We start from the raw sequence: 18,315 nt of genomic DNA on the forward strand, positions 1-18,315 counted from the left end.
CTTTAAGCAACACGCGCGGGCGCCCCATCGCTTCGCCCATGCCCCCCAAGTCGCAAATTCCGAACATGAAGGACGGAACCAGATGAGTAAGAAAGATTTGATCGACGCTGTCGCCAAGGATGCCGAGCTGACCAAGGACAAGGCGACCGAAGTTGTCGACGCGGTGATCGCGCACATCCGGGCTGCAATGAAGGGCGGCAGTGAAGTTCGCATTCCTGATTTCGGCACCTTCAAGGTTGCTGACCGCAAGGCACGCGAGGGCCGCAATCCGGCGACGGGCGAGACGATCAACATTCCGGCTTCGCGCGTGCCTAAGTTCACGCCGGCGAAGGGCCTGAAGGATGCGTTGAACTAAGCGCGTCTGCGGCGGAAGCCGAACGGTTTTAAAACGCGTCGCGGGGCAGCCTGCGGCGCGTTTTCGTTTTGCGCATAGGCTGCTTCGTCTGTGCATCAGCACAGGGCTGCGTTTTGGCACGTGCAGCGCGCTGCTGGCGGCTGAGCGGGCGTCCGCTCCCAATACTGCAGTGGTGCCTTGCGGGTGCGATTACGCCGGCCTTCCGCTCGATCTCGACGGCTTCTGGCCCGGATCTGCGTGACTTGGGCCAACCTGCGGCATCAGTGCTATGATGGAAAGTCCGGCGCAGGTGATCGAGACCCTTGCGGCCCGCGCCGACGCCGGGTATGTGTCCGGTACTTAGAACGTGCTGGTATCGAAAAGCGGTTGCCGCTTTTCCGGAAGCACCTAAGGGCGATTAGCTCAGTGGTAGAGCGCCTCGTTTACACCGAGGATGTCGGGAGTTCGACCCTCTCATCGCCCACCATTTCCCTTGCGATATTTTCTGACGACGACGGGATAGCGCGGTTGTCGGTCACTTGATCGGCCGTTCGCGGCACGCGTGGATATGCGCGATCTTGACCATCAGCGCGACGTGCTGCCGCCGTACATCATCCCATCTCAATAATCAGAACGCGGAGCACGTTGCGATGGGCAACAGTGAACGCCGGATCGTCATCACCGGTGGTCCGGGCGCAGGCAAGAGCACGCTGGTCGCGGCGCTGGCCCGGCGAGGTGCTGCAGTAATGCCGGAAGCCGGGCGGGCGATCATTCAGGCGCAAGGTGCAATTGGCGGCGATGCGCTGCCGTGGGCGGATCGGCGGTTGTTTGCAGAATTGATGCTGTCCTGGGATCTGCGCTCATACCGTGATGGCGCGGCCGGGAACCGTCTCACGTTTTACGATCGGGGGATTCCCGACAGCATCGGCTATCTCGAACTGAATGGCATGCCCGTGCCGAAGCATTTCGAGGGCGCTGCACGCATGTGTCGTTATGGCCGCCGCGTGTTTGTGGCGCCGCCCTGGGCCGAGATATTCACGCACGATGCGGAGCGCTCGCAGTCGTTCGATGAAGCGGTCGCGACCCACGATGCGATCTGCGCTGTCTATCGCCGGTTAGGCTACGAATTGATTCCATTGCCGCGCGGGACGGTCGATTCCCGTGTTGCCATGGTTCTGGCCGGGATTGGCAACTGGCTGCGTCGTAGCGATGGGCATTGAGGGGCGGTGTCGGAACTATGGCAGATTGGCGCATCGGCTCACCGCGGTCCGGCGCTGCTTTGTCTACGAGCTGAGATATTGCGCCGTAAAATCGCGTTTTGAGGTTTCGAATTCCGCAGCGAACCGGGCGCCCGGGATTGGCTGAACAGAATTTTTCTTCACAGCCATCACAGGCCTGCTTGACTTCCATAGGCGAGCCACGTAATTGATCACCCGTGGTCAGCGCGCCCCTTCGAGGCGCGCATTTTTGACTGCGGGAGTAGCTCAGTTGGTTAGAGCGCCGGCCTGTCACGCCGGAGGCCGCGGGTTCAAGTCCCGTCTCTCGCGCCACTATCTCAATGATATAGCGCATCACGATAAGGCTCGGCACTCCGTCGGCCCGCGCTGTCATGCGTTCCAGGAACCCTCCACCACAGTCTCTCCACCTACATGCTGAACGGCGCGGTTCGATCCGCGCACCCACGAGGTTGCGGCCGCGCGCGGTCTACAGGTTCGTCATCCAAACGACGCTCCGATTCGATCCGCATGCCTGAGAGGGCACCACGGCAGCAGTTGCTGGCTCCGCAAGAATTAGGCGATGGTTCGAGACAATCGCGCATGCCTCTGCGCCCATCGGCGCGCCGGGGCTAGTTTTGTCTGGACATGATTGGCGGCGGAGGGCTTTGCGGCTGCGAATCGGGGTACCGACCTGATGAGTTGTCAGCACAGGCTTTCGAGATGGCCCGCACCGCCGCCTCAGCGCGTAGCAGCGTTGAACCGCCCAGCCCGATGGAACGCGCGCAGCATGTGCTGGCGGATGTGTTCGGCTATCGTCAGTTCCGTTCGCAGCAGGCCGGCATCATCGAAGCCGTGATCGCGGGTAACGACGCCCTCGCGCTGATGCCGACGGGTGGCGGCAAATCGCTGTGCTATCAAGTGCCGTCGCTTGTACGCCCCGGCATCGGCATCGTTGTTTCACCTCTCATCGCCCTGATGCAGGATCAGGTTGAAGCGCTGACGCAGGCTGGCGTCGACGCGGCGTTCCTCAATTCCACGCTGGATTATCGCGAGCAGGTGGAGCTTGAGCGCCGTATCGCCATCGGCGCGCTCGATATCCTCTACGTTTCGCCCGAGCGCTTGCTGCAGGAGCGCACGCTTAACCTGTTGTCAGACACGACACTGGCGTTGTTTGCTATCGACGAAGCGCACTGCGTTTCGCAATGGGGGCATGACTTCCGGCCGGAATACCGTCAGCTCAAGCTGCTGGCCGAGCGTTTCCCGAACGTGCCGCGCATCGCGCTTACGGCAACCGCCGACGAGCGCACGCGCGAGGAAATCGTCACCGAGCTGCGGCTGGAGAATGCGCGCCGCTTCATCGCCAGTTTCGATCGGCCGAACATCCGCTACACCATCTCGAACATGGCTTCGATGGGCGCGCGTGAGCGGCTGTGGCGCTTCATCGACGCCGAGCACGCCGAAGACGCAGGGATTGTTTATTGCCTGTCGCGCAAGTCGGTCGATGAAACCGCAGCCTGGTTGCGTGGTAAGGGCCGCACCGCACTTGCTTATCATGCTGGTCTCGATGCCGATGTACGCCGCGACGTGCTGGAGCGCTTCCGCAAGGAGAGCGGCATCATTGTTGTGGCCACCATTGCGTTCGGCATGGGCATCGACAAGCCGGATGTGCGCTTCGTCGCGCATCTCAATCTGCCGAAGTCGATCGAGGCCTACTATCAGGAAACCGGCCGCGCCGGACGTGACGGAGAGCCGGCGAACGCGTGGCTCGCCTACGGCATTCAGGACCTCATCCAGCTTCGGCAATGGATTACGCAGGGCGAAGGCTCGGATGCCTACAAGCAGGTTCAGCGCCAGAAGCTGGCTGCGTTGATTGGGCTGTGCGAGCTGCCGAGTTGTCGACGGCAGGCGTTGCTGTCCTACTTTGGCGAGCGCCAGTCGCAGCCGTGCGGAAACTGCGACAACTGCCTAGAGCCGCCGGAAACCACCGATGGCACCGTGCTGGCGCAGAAGGCGCTGTCGGCGGCGTATCGCACCGGTCAGCGGTTCGGCGCGTCGTACATCATCGACGTTCTTATGGGCCGCAGCAACGAGCGCATCGAGCGCGCCGAGCACGACAAGCTGCCGGTGTTTGGCATCGGTCAAGATACCGACGAAACAACGTGGAAGGGCGTGTTCCGGCAGTTGACGGCATCGGGATATCTCGCGGGCGATGACGAGGGCTATGGTTCGCTACAGCTCACCGAGCAGGCGCGGCCATTGTTGCGCGGCGAGGAGAAGTTCGCTGTCCGCTTGCCGTCGAAGGAAACGCGGCAGAAGGCCAAACCCAAACGCGCCAACCGCAGCGCCGAGCTGGTGAATGATGCTGACCGGGCGTTGTTTGAAGATCTGCGCAATCTGCGCCGCGATCTCGCCGTGCGGAACAAGCTGCCGCCGTATCTCATTTGTTCCGACGTGACGTTAGCGGAGCTGGCGCTGTTCCGGCCCACGGATGACGCCGGTCTGGCTGACATCACCGGTCTTGGCAGCAGCAAGATCAGACGCTACGGGGCCAACTTCCTGGCGGTAATCGGCAAGCATCCGGCCCGGGCGGCCAGCACATAGGCGTTCGGGCCATGTACCGGTGCGCCTGCAGATCATGTCGTCAGATTTGCATGCTGGGCGGATAGACGCCACATGTCCGGTCTAACCAACAGTTGCAACCAACAATCACAACCAACATAGGGAATTGAGATGACGAGCAGCATTGCCGCCGGAGCTGAACGCTGGGACGCAACCTTCAACGGTGGCGACGCGGCGGAGCTGGCGAAGCTCTACGCCGCCGACGCCCGCGTGATTCCAGCTGGTGGCGCGCCGGTTGCCGGCCCGGAAGCGATTGGCAAGTTCTTTGCCGACCTCATCGCCAATGGCTTCAAAGACCACCGGATCACGGTTGAGACTGTCACGGAGAAGGGCCCGATCGCGATTGCCAGCGGCAAGTGGGCGCTTTCCGGCCCCGGAGAGGGCGGTGCCACGGCGCAATACGGCGGCAACTGGGTGAATGTGCTGGAGCGCGATGGCGACGGCTGGCGCGTCCTGCTGCACACCTGGAATTGATCCAGATCAAGTTTGAAACAAAAGCGGTCCACCTTTTCGGTGGGCCGCTGCTGTTCGGGTTGCGCCCGTCACGGGCCTGAGTTACGAACATTCTAAATTTTGCGCCGCACCACCTTGACTATGCTGGCGCAGATCGGCCTGCGGTGTGTTTCCCCAGCGGATATGCGCCAAGGCGAGGCCTCCCGGTAGGCACGTCTATCTAAGGCACGTCCATGGATCAGCTTTTCTACGATTACCTGCCCATCGCGGTTTTCATCGGCGTCGCGCTGTTCATCGCGCTCGCTCTGATGGTGGCGCCGTTCCTGATTGCGGTGAACAACCCCGATCCGGAAAAGGTCTCGGCCTACGAATGCGGCTTCAACGCCTTCGACGACGCGCGCATGAAGTTCGACGTTCGGTTCTATCTGGTCGCCATTCTCTTCATCATCTTCGATCTGGAAGTGGCGTTCCTGTTTCCGTGGGCCGTCGCGTTCGGTGACATCGGGCTGTTCGGCTTCTGGTCGATGATGATTTTCCTGGCCGTGCTGACGATCGGCTTCATCTATGAGTGGCGCAAGGGAGCGCTCGAATGGGATTGATTACCGCAGAGCGTCCGCAGTCGCGGTCCGGGCTGGTCACCTCTTCAGGCAATCCGCTTGAGTCCGGTGGCATGCTGGTGAAGCCGGGCGAGGAGGGCTTCACGCAGATTTCCTCCAAGCTGGCCGACAAGGGCTTCCTGGTCACCACCGCCGACGACCTCATCAACTGGGCGCGCACTGGCTCGCTGATGTGGATGACGTTCGGTCTGGCCTGTTGCGCCGTCGAAATGATGCAGGCGTCGATGCCGCGTTATGACGTGGAGCGGTTTGGCTTTGCGCCGCGCGCTTCGCCGCGTCAGTCCGACGTGATGATCGTGGCCGGCACACTGACCAACAAGATGGCCCCGGCGCTGCGCAAGGTTTACGATCAGATGCCCGAGCCGCGGTATGTGATCTCGATGGGCAGCTGCGCCAATGGCGGCGGCTATTACCATTATTCCTACGCGGTTGTGCGTGGGTGCGATCGCATCGTGCCGGTTGATGTCTACGTGCCGGGTTGCCCGCCGACCGCCGAAGCGCTGGTCTATGGCATCCTGTTGCTACAACGCAAAATCCGTCGCACCGGAACGATCGAGCGGTAACGGCGCGGGATAGGCGGGAGCAAGATGACCATGCGGAATTTTACTGCCGTTGTCGGACTGTTCGTTTTGGTGCTGGTTGCTCCGGGTATGAAGGCCTCCGCAGAGGACATTCCCAATCTCGTTGGCGTCTGGGGCGGTACCAATGAAACGGTTGCCGATGGCTTCAAACTGAAATCGAGCCCGCGCACGGTGCACATCACCGAGCAAACCGATCGGCGGTTTCGCGGTCATTTTGACTATGCCGGTGGCCACAAGGAAATCTTCGGCATCATCTTCCCGGACAACGTTTCGTTCGCATGGGTTGCAACGATAAGCAAAGGCCAGGTGCAAGGGCGTATTCTCAGCCCGAACCACATCGCGGCCTGCTACATCGAATCCGGTCCAGAGGCCACTGCCGGTTGTTCCGATCTGAAGCGTACGGCTGAAAAGCCCTGATCCCGCGACGTTAGAAAGTGAAAGCAGCAGCGATGAGCGAAAAGCTTCAGCAACTCGAAACCCACTGCAATGGCGCGCTGGGCGATGCGGTGGTTGAATCGCGCATTAGCTACGGTGAGCTGACGCTGGATGTTGCGCGCGAAAAAATCCTCGATGTGCTGACATTCCTGCGCGATGACGCGGACTGCCTGTTCGAGATCCTGATCGACATCTGCGGCGTAGACTGGCCCGCCCGCGAGCAGCGCTTTGATGTCGTTTATCATCTGCTGTCGCCGCGCCATAACAGCCGCATCCGCGTCAAGCTGCGGACGGATGAGACAACGCCGGTCGCGAGTGCGGTGGGTGTGTATCCGGCCTCGAACTGGTTCGAGCGCGAAGCCTACGACATGTACGGCATCCTGTTTTCCGGTCACCCGGATCTGCGTCGCCTGCTCACCGATTACGGTTTTCAGGGCTATCCGCTGCGCAAGGACTTTCCGCTCACCGGTTATGTTGAGGTGCGCTACGACGAGGAGCAGAAGCGCGTCGTTTATGAGCCCGTTGAGTTGGCGCAGGAATTCCGTTCGTTCGATTTTGAATCGCCATGGGAAGGCACCCGCTCGGTGCTGCCCGGCGACGAGAAGGCAACGCCCCCGGTGGGTCGCGCCTGATCGGGTCGCGATGCGCTGAAAGGCAAACGCGGATAGTGGTCGCGGGTGATGGCATGCTTCGAATTGCACCGACGGTGGTTCCGGTTGCAATCGCCTCCGTTGCAGGCGTGCTGGCCTGGGATCTGATGCGCCTGCTGGGCGAGGGGCCGACGCTCTGGGCATCGTGGACGTATTGGTGGATTGGACTTCCCATCATGCTCTTCGCCGCGTTCACACTGGGGCTTGGATTTCCACGCAATGCTTGGCGCTGGGGCCTGATTGTCATCGGTGCGCAACTGGCGTGGTCGGTCGGGCTGGCGTTCATCAATGAACAGCCGCTGATCGTGCCGGACCATCTCGCCGTGTTCGCCATCGTCGGGCTTGCATGCGTGGTGGCTGCACTGGCCGGCGGCTGGCTGCACCGACGTCTGGATCGACAGGGCTAGGCCATGGGTATCGACGCTGAGCGCCAGCAAATGATCCGGTCAAACGCCGCGTTCGCTATCGAGGAGATGGGCGAGCTTGCGGGCGTTGCTTTCGGCTTCAATGAAGGCTCGGTGGCATGGGTGGAGGGCTTCATCGAGCGCCAGCGCGAGGTGCTGCAGGGTGATACCAGCGAGGGGCTGGTGAACGTGCTCGGCTGCTATCTGGGCGAGGCGATTATCGCCGCGGTACCGGACGCGACGTGGGACGAGGAGCCTCAGATCGGACTGGGTGTGCGCTTTGCCAATGGTGACATGGTGTTTCCGTTCGCCAAGGTGACCAAGCAGCTTCGCGAGGGCCTAGCGACTGGTGAATCCGTGCTGAGCTTCTATAACGTCAGTATCGGATATGTGGCCACCGGCCAGCTCGGTTCAGCCGATGGGAGCGAGGCGCCATGAAGGATACCCTGAAGCCCGGCGACAAGGTGCGTTTCTCGTTCCGCGTGCCAGCGGAAAAAACGGTGCCGCACCTTTACCCGGAAGCTGCTGAATTCCGCGAAATGCCGACGGTGTTCGCAACCGGCTTCATGGTCGGGCTGATGGAATGGGCGTGCCTGAAGGTGCTTGAACCGCATCTGGATGAGGGCGAAGGCAGCCTCGGTGTGCACATCGATGTGTCGCACACAGCAGCGACGGTGCCGGGCCAGACGGTTACGGTGGATGCGGAATGCACCTCGGTGAATGGGCGTCGCATCGGCTTCAGCGTGCGGGCGCACGATGGCATCGATGTGATAGGCGAAGGACGGCACGAGCGTATGGTCATCACGTGGACGCGTTTCGTTGCGCGCGTGAATGACAAGGCGCGGCAGGCGCGCGCTGAATCCATTCTGCATGGTACGGGAGAGCCAAATGGCTGAAACCGTCTCTCCGGCGAGCGATGCGGCAACGGGTGTTGATGTGCGCGGACGCTGTCTGTGCGGAGCGGTGACGTTCGCTGCACGCCTGCCCAAGCGCGAGGTTGCCATCTGCCATTGCGATATGTGCCAGCGCTGGACCGCAGGGCCGTTTCTGACGGTTGAATTTGCCGGTGAGCTTGCGATCGAGGGTGCTGATAGCGTCAGTCTTTACCGGTCATCGGAATGGGGCGAGCGGGCGTTCTGTAAGGTTTGCGGCACGTCGCTGTTCTGGCATATGGCTGGCACAGATCACTACGCGCTCAATGCCGGCGCACTTGAGGACAAGAGCGCGCTGGCGCTGACGCTACAGATTTTCATCGACGAAAAGCCCGCCTATTACGATTTCGCCAACGACACACCGAAGATGACCGGCGCCGAAGTGGTTGCGGCTTTTTCCGGCGGTGCGACGGAGCATGGAAGCAATGTCTGAGACAGATATCCGCCAATTCAACATCAACTTCGGTCCGCAGCATCCGGCCGCGCACGGCGTGCTCCGCCTTGTGCTGGAGCTCGACGGCGAGGTGGTGGAGCGTGTCGATCCGCACATTGGCTTGCTGCACCGTGGCACCGAGAAGCTGATCGAACACAAAAATTACACGCAAGCGATCGGCTACTTCGACCGCCTCGACTACGTGGCGCCGATGAACCAGGAGCATGCGTTTTGCATGGCGGCGGAAAAGCTGCTGGGGCTGGAAGTGCCGCGCCGGGCGCAATTGATCCGCGTGCTGTATTCGGAAATCGGCCGCCTGCTGTCGCATCTGCTTAACGTGACCACGCAGGCGATGGACGTTGGCGCGCTGACCCCGCCGCTGTGGGGCTTCGAAGAGCGCGAAAAGCTGATGGTGTTCTATGAGCGCGCCTCGGGCAGCCGCATGCACGCGAAGTATTTCCGTGTCGGCGGTGTGCATCAGGATCTGCCGCCGGAACTGATCGACGACATCGCCGAGTTCTGCACGACGCATCCCAAGGTGCTCGACGATATTGAAACGCTGCTGACCGACAACCGTATCTTCAAGCAGCGCAACGTCGATATCGGTGTTGTGAGCCTGAAGGAATGCTTCGATCTGGGCTTCTCGGGCGTGATGGTGCGCGGCTCGGGCGCGGCATGGGATCTGCGCCGCGCGCAGCCCTACGAGTGCTATTCCGAACTCGATTTCGACATCCCGATCGGCAAGAACGGCGACTGCTATGATCGTTATCTCGTGCGCATGCAGGAGATGCGGGAATCGCTGAAAATCATGCAGCAGTGCTGCGATAAGCTACGGGCGCCGGACGGGCAGGGGCCTGTGGCCGCCGCCGATCGCAAGGTCGTCCCGCCACGCCGGGCGGAGATGAAGCGCTCGATGGAAGCGCTGATCCATCACTTCAAGCTCTACACCGAGGGCTTCCATGTGCCGGCGGGCGAGGTCTATGCCTGTGTCGAGGCGCCCAAGGGCGAATTCGGCGTTTATCTGGTGGCCGACGGCTCCAACAAGCCTTACCGCTGCAAGATCCGCGCGCCCGGCTTCCCGCACCTGCAGGCGATGGATTACATGAACCGCGGTCACATGCTGGCCGACGTTTCGGCCATCCTGGGCTCGCTGGACATCGTGTTCGGAGAGATTGATCGCTAGACCATGATCGCTTCGGACCCCATCAGTCCGGAGCGTGAATCATCGGTCTTGAGAAACTTCCCGCGATCGCTTCGGACCCTATAAGTCCGGAGCGTGAATCATCGGTCGATCAAAGGGCGAGAGCGGCATCGCGATTTGAAGAACCGCGATTACGCCGCGAGGCCCACGCTCAAAATCTGTGGAAATTCAGGGCCTGCTTGGTGCCATCCGTAAACCGGGCGCCTGGCGGGCCTTTTCCGTTGGAGAGAGCCTGTCCAGGCCGTTGTGAGCCGATCGGCACTGCGCCTGGTGGCTCTCTCCCGGTGAACCATTGACCGTCGGCCCCCCAGTCCCCCAGACTGGTGCGTATTAGGGAGCCGGGGGCGTCAATGGTTGCGGATCTGCCATTTTTTCTGGCCGTTGGGGCCCTTGGATGGGGGCTGGCGCTGGCGTTTTATCGCTCCGCAGCACGTGATCTCCGCTGGCCATCGGGCACAGCCCAGCGGCATCTGCCGGCATTTACGACAATCCTCGCGCTGCTTTGTATCGCTGTCGGTGGTGGTTTTGCACTGTCGCGCGGCATCGCTGGCGGCGGCGTGGTTATCGCGCTGTTCGGTGCGGCCTTGGCGGTGTTCTGGCTGGGTTTTTTGCGGGTCGGGGCGCAATCGGCGCTGCTGCTGGCCCCCGGTGCAGCGATAATCCTGCTTGCGACCCGCCTTATTGCGGCATAGCGCTGCGCCGCAGTTGATGCCCATCAACATCTTGCGAACTCGTTGCTTGCAATAGTTCTATGTTGCTTGCAAGACGTCGCCGTTAGACGTAGTGAACATGTGATTGTGCGCTGCGTCAATCAGCGTCACACCCAGCGGCGCCGAACCTCACTCATCCGAGCAGGTGCGGTCCCTCCAATCGCAGGGTTTTGCCGAGCTTCCGAGAGGTGCCATCCTTGGCTGTTCGTCGTCTATATCCGGAACAACCGCTCAGCTTTGCTTTCACACCTGAAAACGAAGCCTGGGCGAAGCGCGAAATCGCCAAATATCCGCAGGGCAAAGAAGCCTCGGCGGTGATCGCATTGCTGTGGCGCGCGCAGGAGCAGGAAGGCTGGACCACAGAGCCCGCCCTCCGTGCCATCGCTGAGATGCTGGGCATGGCCTACATCCGCGTGCTGGAAGTCGCCACGTTCTACACGATGTTCCAGCTTGCTCCGGTGGGCAAGAAGGCCCATTTGCAGGTTTGCGGCACGACGCCATGCATGCTGCGCGGCTCCGAAGCCTTGATTGAAATCTGCAAGGAGCGGATCGCGGAACACCCCCACGAACTGTCGGCCGATGGCCAGTTTTCCTGGGAAGAAGTTGAATGTCTCGGCTGCTGCGCGAACGCGCCTGTCGTACAGATCGGCAAGGACGTGTTCGAGGATCTCGATCCGCAGCTGTTTGAGAAGCTGCTGCACGATCTGGATACCGGTGCGCCGGTTAAGCCCGGCTCGCAAATCGGCCGTCAGTGTTCGGCGCCTGAGGGTGTCCGCATAACGCTTCTCGACGTTGACGGGCCTACAAAACGCGACGCGGAAAAGGTGTGAGGACGACTGCAATGCAACTGCAGGACAAGGACCGCATCTTTCGTAATCTCTATGGCTTCCATGACTGGCGGCTTGCCGGTGCCCGTGCGCGCGGTGCGTGGGATGGAACCAAGGCTCTGATCGACAACGGGCCCGACTGGATCATCGGCGAGATGAAGACGTCGGGTTTGCGCGGTCGCGGCGGCGCCGGCTTCCCGACCGGCCTCAAGTGGTCGTTCATGCCGAAAAACGATCCGCGCCCGTCCTATCTCGTTATCAACGGCGATGAATCCGAGCCCGGTTCGTGCAAGGACCGCGAGATCATGCGCAATGATCCGCACCTGCTGATCGAGGGCGCGTTGTTGGCCTCTTCGGCGATGAAGGCGCACACGTGCTTCATCTACCTGCGCGGCGAGTTCATCCGCGAGCGTGAGCGTCTGCAGGCAGCTGTCGATGAAGCCTATGACGCCAGGCTGATCGGCAAGAACAACATCCACGGCTGGGATTTCGACATCGTCGTGCATCACGGCGCTGGCGCTTACATCTGCGGCGAGGAAACGGCCCTCATCGAGTCGATTGAGGGCAAGAAGGGCATGCCTCGCCTCAAGCCGCCGTTCCCCGCCAACGTCGGTCTCTATGGCGCGCCGACAACGGTGAACAACGTTGAGAGCATCGCCGTGGTGCCGGACATCCTGCGCCGTGGCGGCGCGTGGTTTGCCTCGCTCGGTCTGCCCAACAACACCGGCACCAAGCTGTTCCAGATTTCCGGCCACGTGAACAAGCCGTGCGTCGTGGAGGAGGAAATGGGCATTCCGCTGCGTGATCTCATCGACATGCATTGCGGCGGCGTGCGCGGTGGTTGGGACAACCTGCTGGCGGTGATCCCGGGCGGGTCGTCGATGCCGATGATCCCGGCACACCAGTGCAACGACCTGACGATGGATTTCGACGCGCTTGTGAAGCTGAAGTCTGGCCTCGGCACGGCGGCCATCATCGTGATGGACAAGTCCACCGACATCATCAAGGCCATCGCGCGCATCGCGTATTTCTACAAGCACGAGAGCTGCGGCCAGTGCACGCCGTGCCGTGAGGGCACGGGCTGGATGTGGCGCGTGCTGGAACGCATGCGGCGCGGCGAAGCTGAGAAACGCGAGATCGATCTGCTGTTCGCGGTGACGAAGCAGGTTGAAGGTCACACCATCTGTGCGCTTGGCGATGCTGCGGCATGGCCGGTGCAGGGGCTCATCCGCAACTATCGCCACGTGATTGAAGAGCGCATCGATGCGCGTCACGGGGCGGTGAAGGAAGCGGCGGAGTAACTCGTATGAAGATACACCGCGAGAAGCATCGGCTCGACGTTACCGTCAGCGATCTGTCCGGTTCGCGTTTCGACGACGTGAACCTGTCAGGCGCGACCTACGAAAACGTCAACATGTCGGGCGGAACGTTTCACGACATCAACATGTCCGGCTGGCGCGTGCGCAATGTGAACCTCTCCGGGTTGCGGATCGAGGATGCCAACCTTGCGGGTGCTTCGCTGCACGGGTGCCAGATGAACGGCATGACAATTGACGGTATCGAAGTCGGCGATCTTTTGAGGGTGTGGGCAGAGAAAGCCAAGCCGGTAGGCGAGGCTGTTGCCGGACCGGAAGTTAAATGAAGGGTTGCACGTGGACCTGCTGGCGCTGCTCATAGCCTCGTTCTCGCTTCCGGCTGTTGTCGGAGCGGTACTGGCGGGCGCGCTGCTCTTTCTCTCCTGGGGGTGGGGTGGAGCAGTGTTGGGCGCGATAGCAGGATATCTGGGTGGTGTTTGGTATGCACAGCGGGTCGCCAATGAATCTGTATCTCCCTATGCAAAGGGTTGGATGTCGCTGGTGCTGTTCATCGGCGGGCTTCTGCTGCTTGCCATCGCAACGCGATGACGTGCTGATCGGATCAGAACTATGACGAAGCCAATCTTCATCGACGGCAAGTTGATCGAGGTAGAGCCGGGGACCACGATCCTGCAGGCCTGCGAAATGGCCGGGGCCGAAATTCCGCGCTTCTGCTATCACGAGCGTCTGTCGATTGCCGGCAACTGCCGCATGTGCCTTGTCGAAGTGGAAGGCATTCCGAAGCCGATCGCGTCATGCGCGATGGGCGTAACGGATCTGCCGCCGAACAAGGACGGCGCGCCGCGCAGTGTGCTGACGGCCAGTCCGCTGGTGAAGGCCGCACGCGAAGGCGTGATGGAGTTCCTGCTTATCAATCATCCGCTCGATTGCCCGATCTGTGATCAGGGCGGCGAGTGCGATCTGCAGGATCAGGCGATGGCCTTCGGCTGCGGCGGCTCGCGTTTCGGCGAGAACAAACGCGCGGTTGAAGAGAAATACATCGGCCCGCTGATCAAGACCTTCATGAACCGGTGCATCCATTGCACCCGCTGCGTCCGCTTCATGACCGAAGTGGCGGGCGTTGAAGAGCTCGGCGCCATCAGCCGCGGCGAGGACATGGAGATCACGACCTATCTTGACCGTGGCATCCTGTCGGAATTGTCCGGCAACGTGAACGATCTTTGCCCCGTTGGCGCGCTGACGCACCGTCCGTGGTCGTACATTGCGCGGCCGTGGGAGATGGAAAAGACGGAATCGTTCGACGTGATGGATGCGCTGGGTTCGGCCATCCGCGTCGACTCCCGCGGTCCTTCGGTGATGCGCGTTCTGCCGCGCAACAACGACGACGTGAACGAGGAATGGATCACCGACAAGACGCGCTATGCCTGCGATGGCCTGCGCACGCAGCGGCTCGATCATCCTTATGTGCGCGATGCCAATGGCAAGCTGCGCCCGGCAAGCTGGGATGAAGCGCTGGCCGTTGTGGCTGACAAGCTGTCGAGCACGGTGCCGGAGCGCATCGGTGTGATAGCTGGCGATCTTTGCAGCGCCGAGGAAATGTACGCGCTGAAGGATCTGGCCGATCGCATCGGCATCGCCAGCATCGATTGCCGCCAGGACGGCGCGAAGCTCGATCCTTCGCTTGGCCGTGCATCGTACCTGTTCAATTCCACGATTGCCGGTATCGATCAGGCGGATGCGATTTTGCTGGTTGGCGCCAATCCGCGTGTTGAAGCGGCGGTGCTGAATGCGCGCATTCTCACCCGCTGGCGTCAGGGCGGTTTGACCGTCGGCGTTATCGGCGAGCCTACGCAGCTCACCTATGGCTATGAGCATCTGGGCGTTGGTCCGCAGACGCTGGGCGATATTCTTGCTGGCAAGCATGCCTTTGCCGAAGTGCTGAAGAATGCGCAGCGGCCGATGGTCATTGTCGGTTCCGGCGTTGCGGCGCGCGCCGATGGGCAGGCGCTGCTGGCGCAGGCGGCGAAGCTGGCGGCCGCGTCGGTGGCGGACAAGGACGTCGGCGACTGGAACGCATTCAACGTGTTGCACACGGCGGCCTCGCGCGTCGCCGGTCTCGATCTCGGGCTGGTGCCGGGGAAGGGCGGTCTCGATGCCGCAGGCATGATTGCTGCCGCTAACAGTGGCAAGCTCGACGTGCTGTATGTGCTGAGCGCCGACGAGATCGAACTGCCGGCGAAGGGCAAGTCGTTCGTCGTTTATCAGGGCCACCACGGTGATCGCGGTGCGCATCGCGCCGATGTCATTCTGCCGGGCGCTGCCTATACCGAGAAGAGTGGCACTTACGTCAACACCGAGGGCCGCGCGCAGCTGGCTGTGCGCTGCGTATTCCCGCCGGGGGACGCGAAGGAAGACTGGGCGATCCTGCGTGCGTTGTCGGCCAAGGTCGGCAAGACGCTGCCTTACGACACGCTCGATGCGTTACGCAGTGAGATGTACAAGGCGGCGCCGTTGCTGGCTCGCCTCAACACGGTTGCGCCGGCGCCGCTTGCAGGCATTGAAGCCCTCGCAAAGAAAAACGGTGCGGTAGACGCAGAAGCGTTTGCGTCGCCGATCCGTGACTTCTATCTGACCAATCCGATTGCGCGCGCCTCCGCCGTGATGGCTGAGATGAGCGCGCTGAAGAAAACCCTTGAGGCGCCGCATCGCCTCAAGGCTGCCGAGTAGGGAGCGCTGAGCAACAATGGCCGAGAGCTCCTGGGATCTCTGGTTGGATTACGCGCTTTGGCTCGCCATCATGGTGGGCTGGAGCCTGCTGACGCTTGTGGTGTTGCTGGTCCTGATTGCGTTCCTGCTGCTGATGGATCGCAAGGTCTGGGCGGCGGTTCAGATGCGTCGTGGCCCCAACGTCGTGGGTGCGTTCGGCCTGCTGCAGTCGTTCGCCGACCTTCTGAAGTTCGTGTTCAAGGAGCCGGTTATTCCGGCGGGCGCGAACAAGGGCGTGTTCCTGCTGGCGCCGGTGGCGACGGCAATGTTCGCGCTGGCGAGCTGGGCGGTCATTCCGGTCAACGAGGACTCGCTTGGCAAGTGGGTCATCTCCGACCTGAACGTCGGCGTGCTCTATCTGCTCGCGCTGTCGTCGCTGGCGGTTTACGGCATCATCATGGGCGGCTGGGCTTCGAACTCGAAGTATCCGTTCATGGGCTCGCTGCGCTCTGCGGCTCAGATGGTGAGCTATGAGGTTTCCATCGGCCTCGTCATCGTCACCGTCATCCTGTGCGTCGGTTCCCTGAACCTCACCGACATCGTCAACGCACAGAAGACCGGCGTTGGCACCGGCATCGGCCTGCCCGCTTCGGCGCTGGACTGGTACTGGCTCGCCCTGTTCCCGATGTTCGTGATTTTCTACGTATCGGCATTGGCGGAGACGAACCGGCCGCCGTTCGATCTGGTCGAGGCTGAGTCCGAACTCGTCGCCGGCTTCATGGTCGAATATTCATCGACGCCCTACCTGCTGTTCATGCTGGGCGAATACGTCTCCATCGTCGCCATGTGCGCGCTGGCGACCATTCTGTTCCTCGGCGGCTGGCTGCCCCCGGTTGATGTGGCGCCGTTCAACTGGGTGCCGGGCATCCTCTGGTTCCTGATCAAGACCGTGTTTGTCTTCTTCCTCATCTCGATGGCGAAGGCGCTGGTTCCCCGCTACCGCTACGACCAGTTGATGCGCCTGGGCTGGAAAGTGTTCCTGCCGCTGTCGCTGGCCATGGTGGTGATCGTTGCGGGCATTCTGCAGTACGCGCGCGTCGCCTGACGCCCACGGAAGGATTTGAGACGTGGCAATGAACGTTGCACAATCGGTGAAGTCGCTCTTCCTGTGGGAGTTCGTGCAGGCCTTCGGGCTGGCCATGAAGTACTTCTTCTCGCCCAAGAAGACGCTGGACTATCCGTTCGAGCGCGGCCCGCTGTCGCCGCGCTTCCGTGGTGAGCACGCGCTGCGCCGCTATCCCAACGGGGAAGAGCGCTGCATCGCCTGCAAGCTGTGTGAAGCGATCTGTCCGGCGCAGGCCATCACCATTGAGGCCGGTCCGCGCCGCAACGACGGTACGCGCCGCACCACCCGTTATGACATCGACATGGTGAAGTGCATCTATTGCGGCCTGTGTCAGGAAGCGTGCCCGGTGGATGCAATCGTCGAAGGGCCGAACTTCGAGTTCGCGACCGAGACGCGTGAGGAACTCTACTACAACAAGGAAAAGCTGCTCGATAACGGCGACCGGTGGGAACGGGAAATCGCGCGCAACCTTGCCGCCGATGCTCCCTATCGCTGAGGCGCGGGAAACGCTTTGAACGGCGCTGGCCGCCGTTGCGCTTGATTGTGTGTCGCTGCGGAACGCTTCTGCTGCGCACGGTGATTGATAAGACCCGCGCCTAGCGGGCAACGGGTGTGTCTGGGGCGAGATCGGAACGATCACGCATCAGGCACTTGGATTGGCAGACCGCATGGGGTACTCCCCCCGTGCGGAACGTGCGCTGGCTTCACGCACTGCAGTTCCCTGCAGCGCAAAGGACAGCGGACACAAGCGGATGCTGGATCGTACGCGATGGCTCTGACAGCGGGCTTTTTCTATCTGTTTGCGGCGCTCGCCGTCGCATCGGCAGCCATGGTCATTCTGGCCCGCAACCCTGTGCATGCGGTGCTGTTTCTGATCCTGGCATTCTTCAACGCGGCCGGGTTGTTCATTCTGCTGGGGGCTGAGTTCCTCGCGATGATCCTCGTCGTCGTTTATGTCGGCGCGGTGGCGGTGTTGTTCCTGTTCGTCGTCATGATGCTCGACGTCGACTTCGCCGAACTCAAGGCCGGTTTCATCAAGAACGCGCCGATAGGTCTGATCGTCGGCGGTATCGTGATGGGCGAGCTCATCCTGCTGTTCGTCAGTGGCGGGTTTGAGCTGGGGCTGGCGCAACAGCCGGGCGCACCGATTGCCGAGCTGGGTCGCGATGTTTCGAACACGAAGCAGCTCGGTCTGTTGCTGTACACGCGCTACGTCTTTTTCTTCCAGATCGCCGGGTTGGTGCTGCTGGTGGCCATGATCGGCGCCATCGTGCTCACCCTGCAGCACCGCAAGAATGTGCGCCGGCAGTCGATCGCCGCGCAGGTGGCGCGTACACCGGCGACGGGCATGGCCATCGTGAAGGTGCCGCCGGGCGGCTACGTGCTGCCGCCGACCGAATCCAACAAGACCGAGACGCAGGACTGAACGGGCAAACGGACATCATGACCATTGGCATCGGACATTACCTGACCGTCGCGGCGTGCCTGTTCACGCTGGGGATGTTGGGCATCTTCCTCAACCGCAAGAACGTGATCATCATCTTGATGTCGATCGAGTTGATGCTGCTGGCGGTGAACATCAACCTGGTGGCGTTCTCCTATTATCTCGGCGATCTCGTCGGGCAGGTTTTCGCGCTGTTCAACCTGACGGTGGCGGCGGCTGAAGCGGCGATCGGCCTGGCCATCGTCGTCGTCTATTATCGCAACCGTGGCTCTATCGCGGTTGAAGACATCAACATGATGAAGGGCTGAGG

22 protein-coding genes, 2 tRNA genes and 1 pseudogene are annotated in these 18,315 nt (G+C 61.6%); all 25 read left to right on the forward strand.

Annotated elements, in window-relative coordinates:
• The first annotated feature begins 82 nt into the window (after positions 1 to 82).
• The 25 genes and pseudogenes from C6Y62_RS08610 to nuoK all read left to right on the forward strand — a co-directional run bounded on the left by C6Y62_RS08610 (position 83) and on the right by nuoK (position 18,313).
• On the forward strand, positions 83 to 355 hold the full coding sequence (locus C6Y62_RS08610; RefSeq protein ID WP_068458951.1) for an HU family DNA-binding protein: 273 nt from the start codon (positions 83 to 85) through the stop codon (positions 353 to 355).
• Between the two features lie 391 nt (positions 356 to 746).
• Positions 747 to 821 (forward strand) — tRNA-Val (locus C6Y62_RS08615).
• Positions 822 to 984: 163 nt separating this feature from the next.
• Entirely contained in the window at positions 985 to 1,554 is a 570-nt protein-coding gene (locus tag C6Y62_RS08620; protein WP_173953609.1) for an AAA family ATPase, read from the forward strand.
• Between the two features lie 253 nt (positions 1,555 to 1,807).
• Positions 1,808 to 1,884 (forward strand) — tRNA-Asp (locus C6Y62_RS08625).
• Positions 1,885 to 2,271: 387 nt separating this feature from the next.
• A complete protein-coding gene (recQ, locus tag C6Y62_RS08630; protein ID WP_173953610.1) occupies positions 2,272 to 4,152 on the forward strand; it encodes a DNA helicase RecQ in 1,881 nt (626 codons plus the stop codon).
• A 129-nt stretch (positions 4,153 to 4,281) separates the two neighbouring features.
• The gene (locus C6Y62_RS08635) at positions 4,282 to 4,644 is read left to right on the forward strand and encodes a YybH family protein (protein WP_173953611.1); all 363 of its coding nucleotides are present in this window, start codon (positions 4,282 to 4,284) and stop codon (positions 4,642 to 4,644) included.
• A gap of 212 nt (positions 4,645 to 4,856) precedes the next feature.
• Positions 4,857 to 5,222, forward strand: a complete 366-nt coding sequence (locus C6Y62_RS08640; protein ID WP_068458954.1) for an NADH-quinone oxidoreductase subunit A — start codon at positions 4,857 to 4,859, stop codon at positions 5,220 to 5,222.
• 113 nt (positions 5,223 to 5,335) lie between these two features.
• Positions 5,336 to 5,803 (forward strand): annotated as a pseudogene (locus C6Y62_RS08645) (NuoB/complex I 20 kDa subunit family protein); the annotation flags it as partial.
• Positions 5,804 to 5,833: 30 nt separating this feature from the next.
• Positions 5,834 to 6,238 (forward strand): hypothetical protein, encoded by a 405-nt coding sequence (locus C6Y62_RS08650; RefSeq protein WP_083509387.1) that lies wholly within the window; start codon positions 5,834 to 5,836, stop codon positions 6,236 to 6,238.
• 32 nt (positions 6,239 to 6,270) lie between these two features.
• Entirely contained in the window at positions 6,271 to 6,888 is a 618-nt protein-coding gene (locus C6Y62_RS08655; RefSeq protein ID WP_173953612.1) for an NADH-quinone oxidoreductase subunit C, read from the forward strand.
• Between the two features lie 53 nt (positions 6,889 to 6,941).
• Complete coding sequence (locus C6Y62_RS08660) at positions 6,942 to 7,313, forward strand: hypothetical protein (protein ID WP_173953613.1); 372 nt, start codon at positions 6,942 to 6,944, stop codon at positions 7,311 to 7,313.
• Positions 7,314 to 7,316: 3 nt separating this feature from the next.
• Positions 7,317 to 7,748, forward strand: a complete 432-nt coding sequence (locus C6Y62_RS08665; protein WP_068458959.1) for a hypothetical protein — start codon at positions 7,317 to 7,319, stop codon at positions 7,746 to 7,748.
• Positions 7,745 to 8,206 (forward strand): thioesterase family protein, encoded by a 462-nt coding sequence (locus tag C6Y62_RS08670; protein WP_068458960.1) that lies wholly within the window; start codon positions 7,745 to 7,747, stop codon positions 8,204 to 8,206. The genes C6Y62_RS08665 and C6Y62_RS08670 overlap by 4 nt, the downstream gene beginning before the upstream one ends.
• Complete coding sequence (locus C6Y62_RS08675) at positions 8,199 to 8,675, forward strand: GFA family protein (protein ID WP_173953614.1); 477 nt, start codon at positions 8,199 to 8,201, stop codon at positions 8,673 to 8,675. Before C6Y62_RS08670 ends, C6Y62_RS08675 begins: the two co-directional genes overlap by 8 nt.
• On the forward strand, positions 8,668 to 9,858 hold the full coding sequence (locus tag C6Y62_RS08680) for an NADH-quinone oxidoreductase subunit D (RefSeq protein WP_068459009.1): 1,191 nt from the start codon (positions 8,668 to 8,670) through the stop codon (positions 9,856 to 9,858). Before C6Y62_RS08675 ends, C6Y62_RS08680 begins: the two co-directional genes overlap by 8 nt.
• Positions 9,859 to 10,226: 368 nt before the next feature.
• Positions 10,227 to 10,568: a hypothetical protein gene (locus tag C6Y62_RS08685; protein WP_173953615.1), complete on the forward strand. Its 342-nt coding sequence runs from the start codon at positions 10,227 to 10,229 to the stop codon at positions 10,566 to 10,568.
• 215 nt (positions 10,569 to 10,783) lie between these two features.
• Positions 10,784 to 11,416 (forward strand): NADH-quinone oxidoreductase subunit NuoE, encoded by a 633-nt coding sequence (nuoE, locus tag C6Y62_RS08690; protein ID WP_068460430.1) that lies wholly within the window; start codon positions 10,784 to 10,786, stop codon positions 11,414 to 11,416.
• 11 nt (positions 11,417 to 11,427) lie between these two features.
• Positions 11,428 to 12,714, forward strand: a complete 1,287-nt coding sequence (nuoF, locus tag C6Y62_RS08695; protein WP_068460432.1) for an NADH-quinone oxidoreductase subunit NuoF — start codon at positions 11,428 to 11,430, stop codon at positions 12,712 to 12,714.
• Positions 12,715 to 12,719: 5 nt separating this feature from the next.
• Positions 12,720 to 13,055 (forward strand): pentapeptide repeat-containing protein, encoded by a 336-nt coding sequence (locus C6Y62_RS08700; protein WP_173953616.1) that lies wholly within the window; start codon positions 12,720 to 12,722, stop codon positions 13,053 to 13,055.
• Between the two features lie 10 nt (positions 13,056 to 13,065).
• A complete protein-coding gene (locus C6Y62_RS08705; protein ID WP_068460437.1) occupies positions 13,066 to 13,317 on the forward strand; it encodes a hypothetical protein in 252 nt (83 codons plus the stop codon).
• 21 nt (positions 13,318 to 13,338) lie between these two features.
• A complete protein-coding gene (gene nuoG, locus C6Y62_RS08710) occupies positions 13,339 to 15,456 on the forward strand; it encodes an NADH-quinone oxidoreductase subunit NuoG (protein ID WP_068460439.1) in 2,118 nt (705 codons plus the stop codon).
• Between the two features lie 16 nt (positions 15,457 to 15,472).
• Entirely contained in the window at positions 15,473 to 16,540 is a 1,068-nt protein-coding gene (gene nuoH, locus C6Y62_RS08715) for an NADH-quinone oxidoreductase subunit NuoH (RefSeq protein ID WP_068460441.1), read from the forward strand.
• Between the two features lie 28 nt (positions 16,541 to 16,568).
• On the forward strand, positions 16,569 to 17,057 hold the full coding sequence (gene nuoI / locus C6Y62_RS08720; RefSeq protein WP_068460444.1) for an NADH-quinone oxidoreductase subunit NuoI: 489 nt from the start codon (positions 16,569 to 16,571) through the stop codon (positions 17,055 to 17,057).
• Between the two features lie 273 nt (positions 17,058 to 17,330).
• Positions 17,331 to 17,987 (forward strand): NADH-quinone oxidoreductase subunit J, encoded by a 657-nt coding sequence (locus C6Y62_RS08725; protein WP_173953617.1) that lies wholly within the window; start codon positions 17,331 to 17,333, stop codon positions 17,985 to 17,987.
• Between the two features lie 17 nt (positions 17,988 to 18,004).
• Positions 18,005 to 18,313, forward strand: a complete 309-nt coding sequence (gene nuoK, locus C6Y62_RS08730) for an NADH-quinone oxidoreductase subunit NuoK (protein ID WP_068460447.1) — start codon at positions 18,005 to 18,007, stop codon at positions 18,311 to 18,313.
• Positions 18,314 to 18,315: the final 2 nt, after the last annotated feature.

The organism is Hyphomicrobium sulfonivorans, assembly GCF_013306565.1.
In the GTDB taxonomy this organism is placed as follows: domain Bacteria; phylum Pseudomonadota; class Alphaproteobacteria; order Rhizobiales; family Hyphomicrobiaceae; genus Hyphomicrobium_A; species Hyphomicrobium_A sulfonivorans.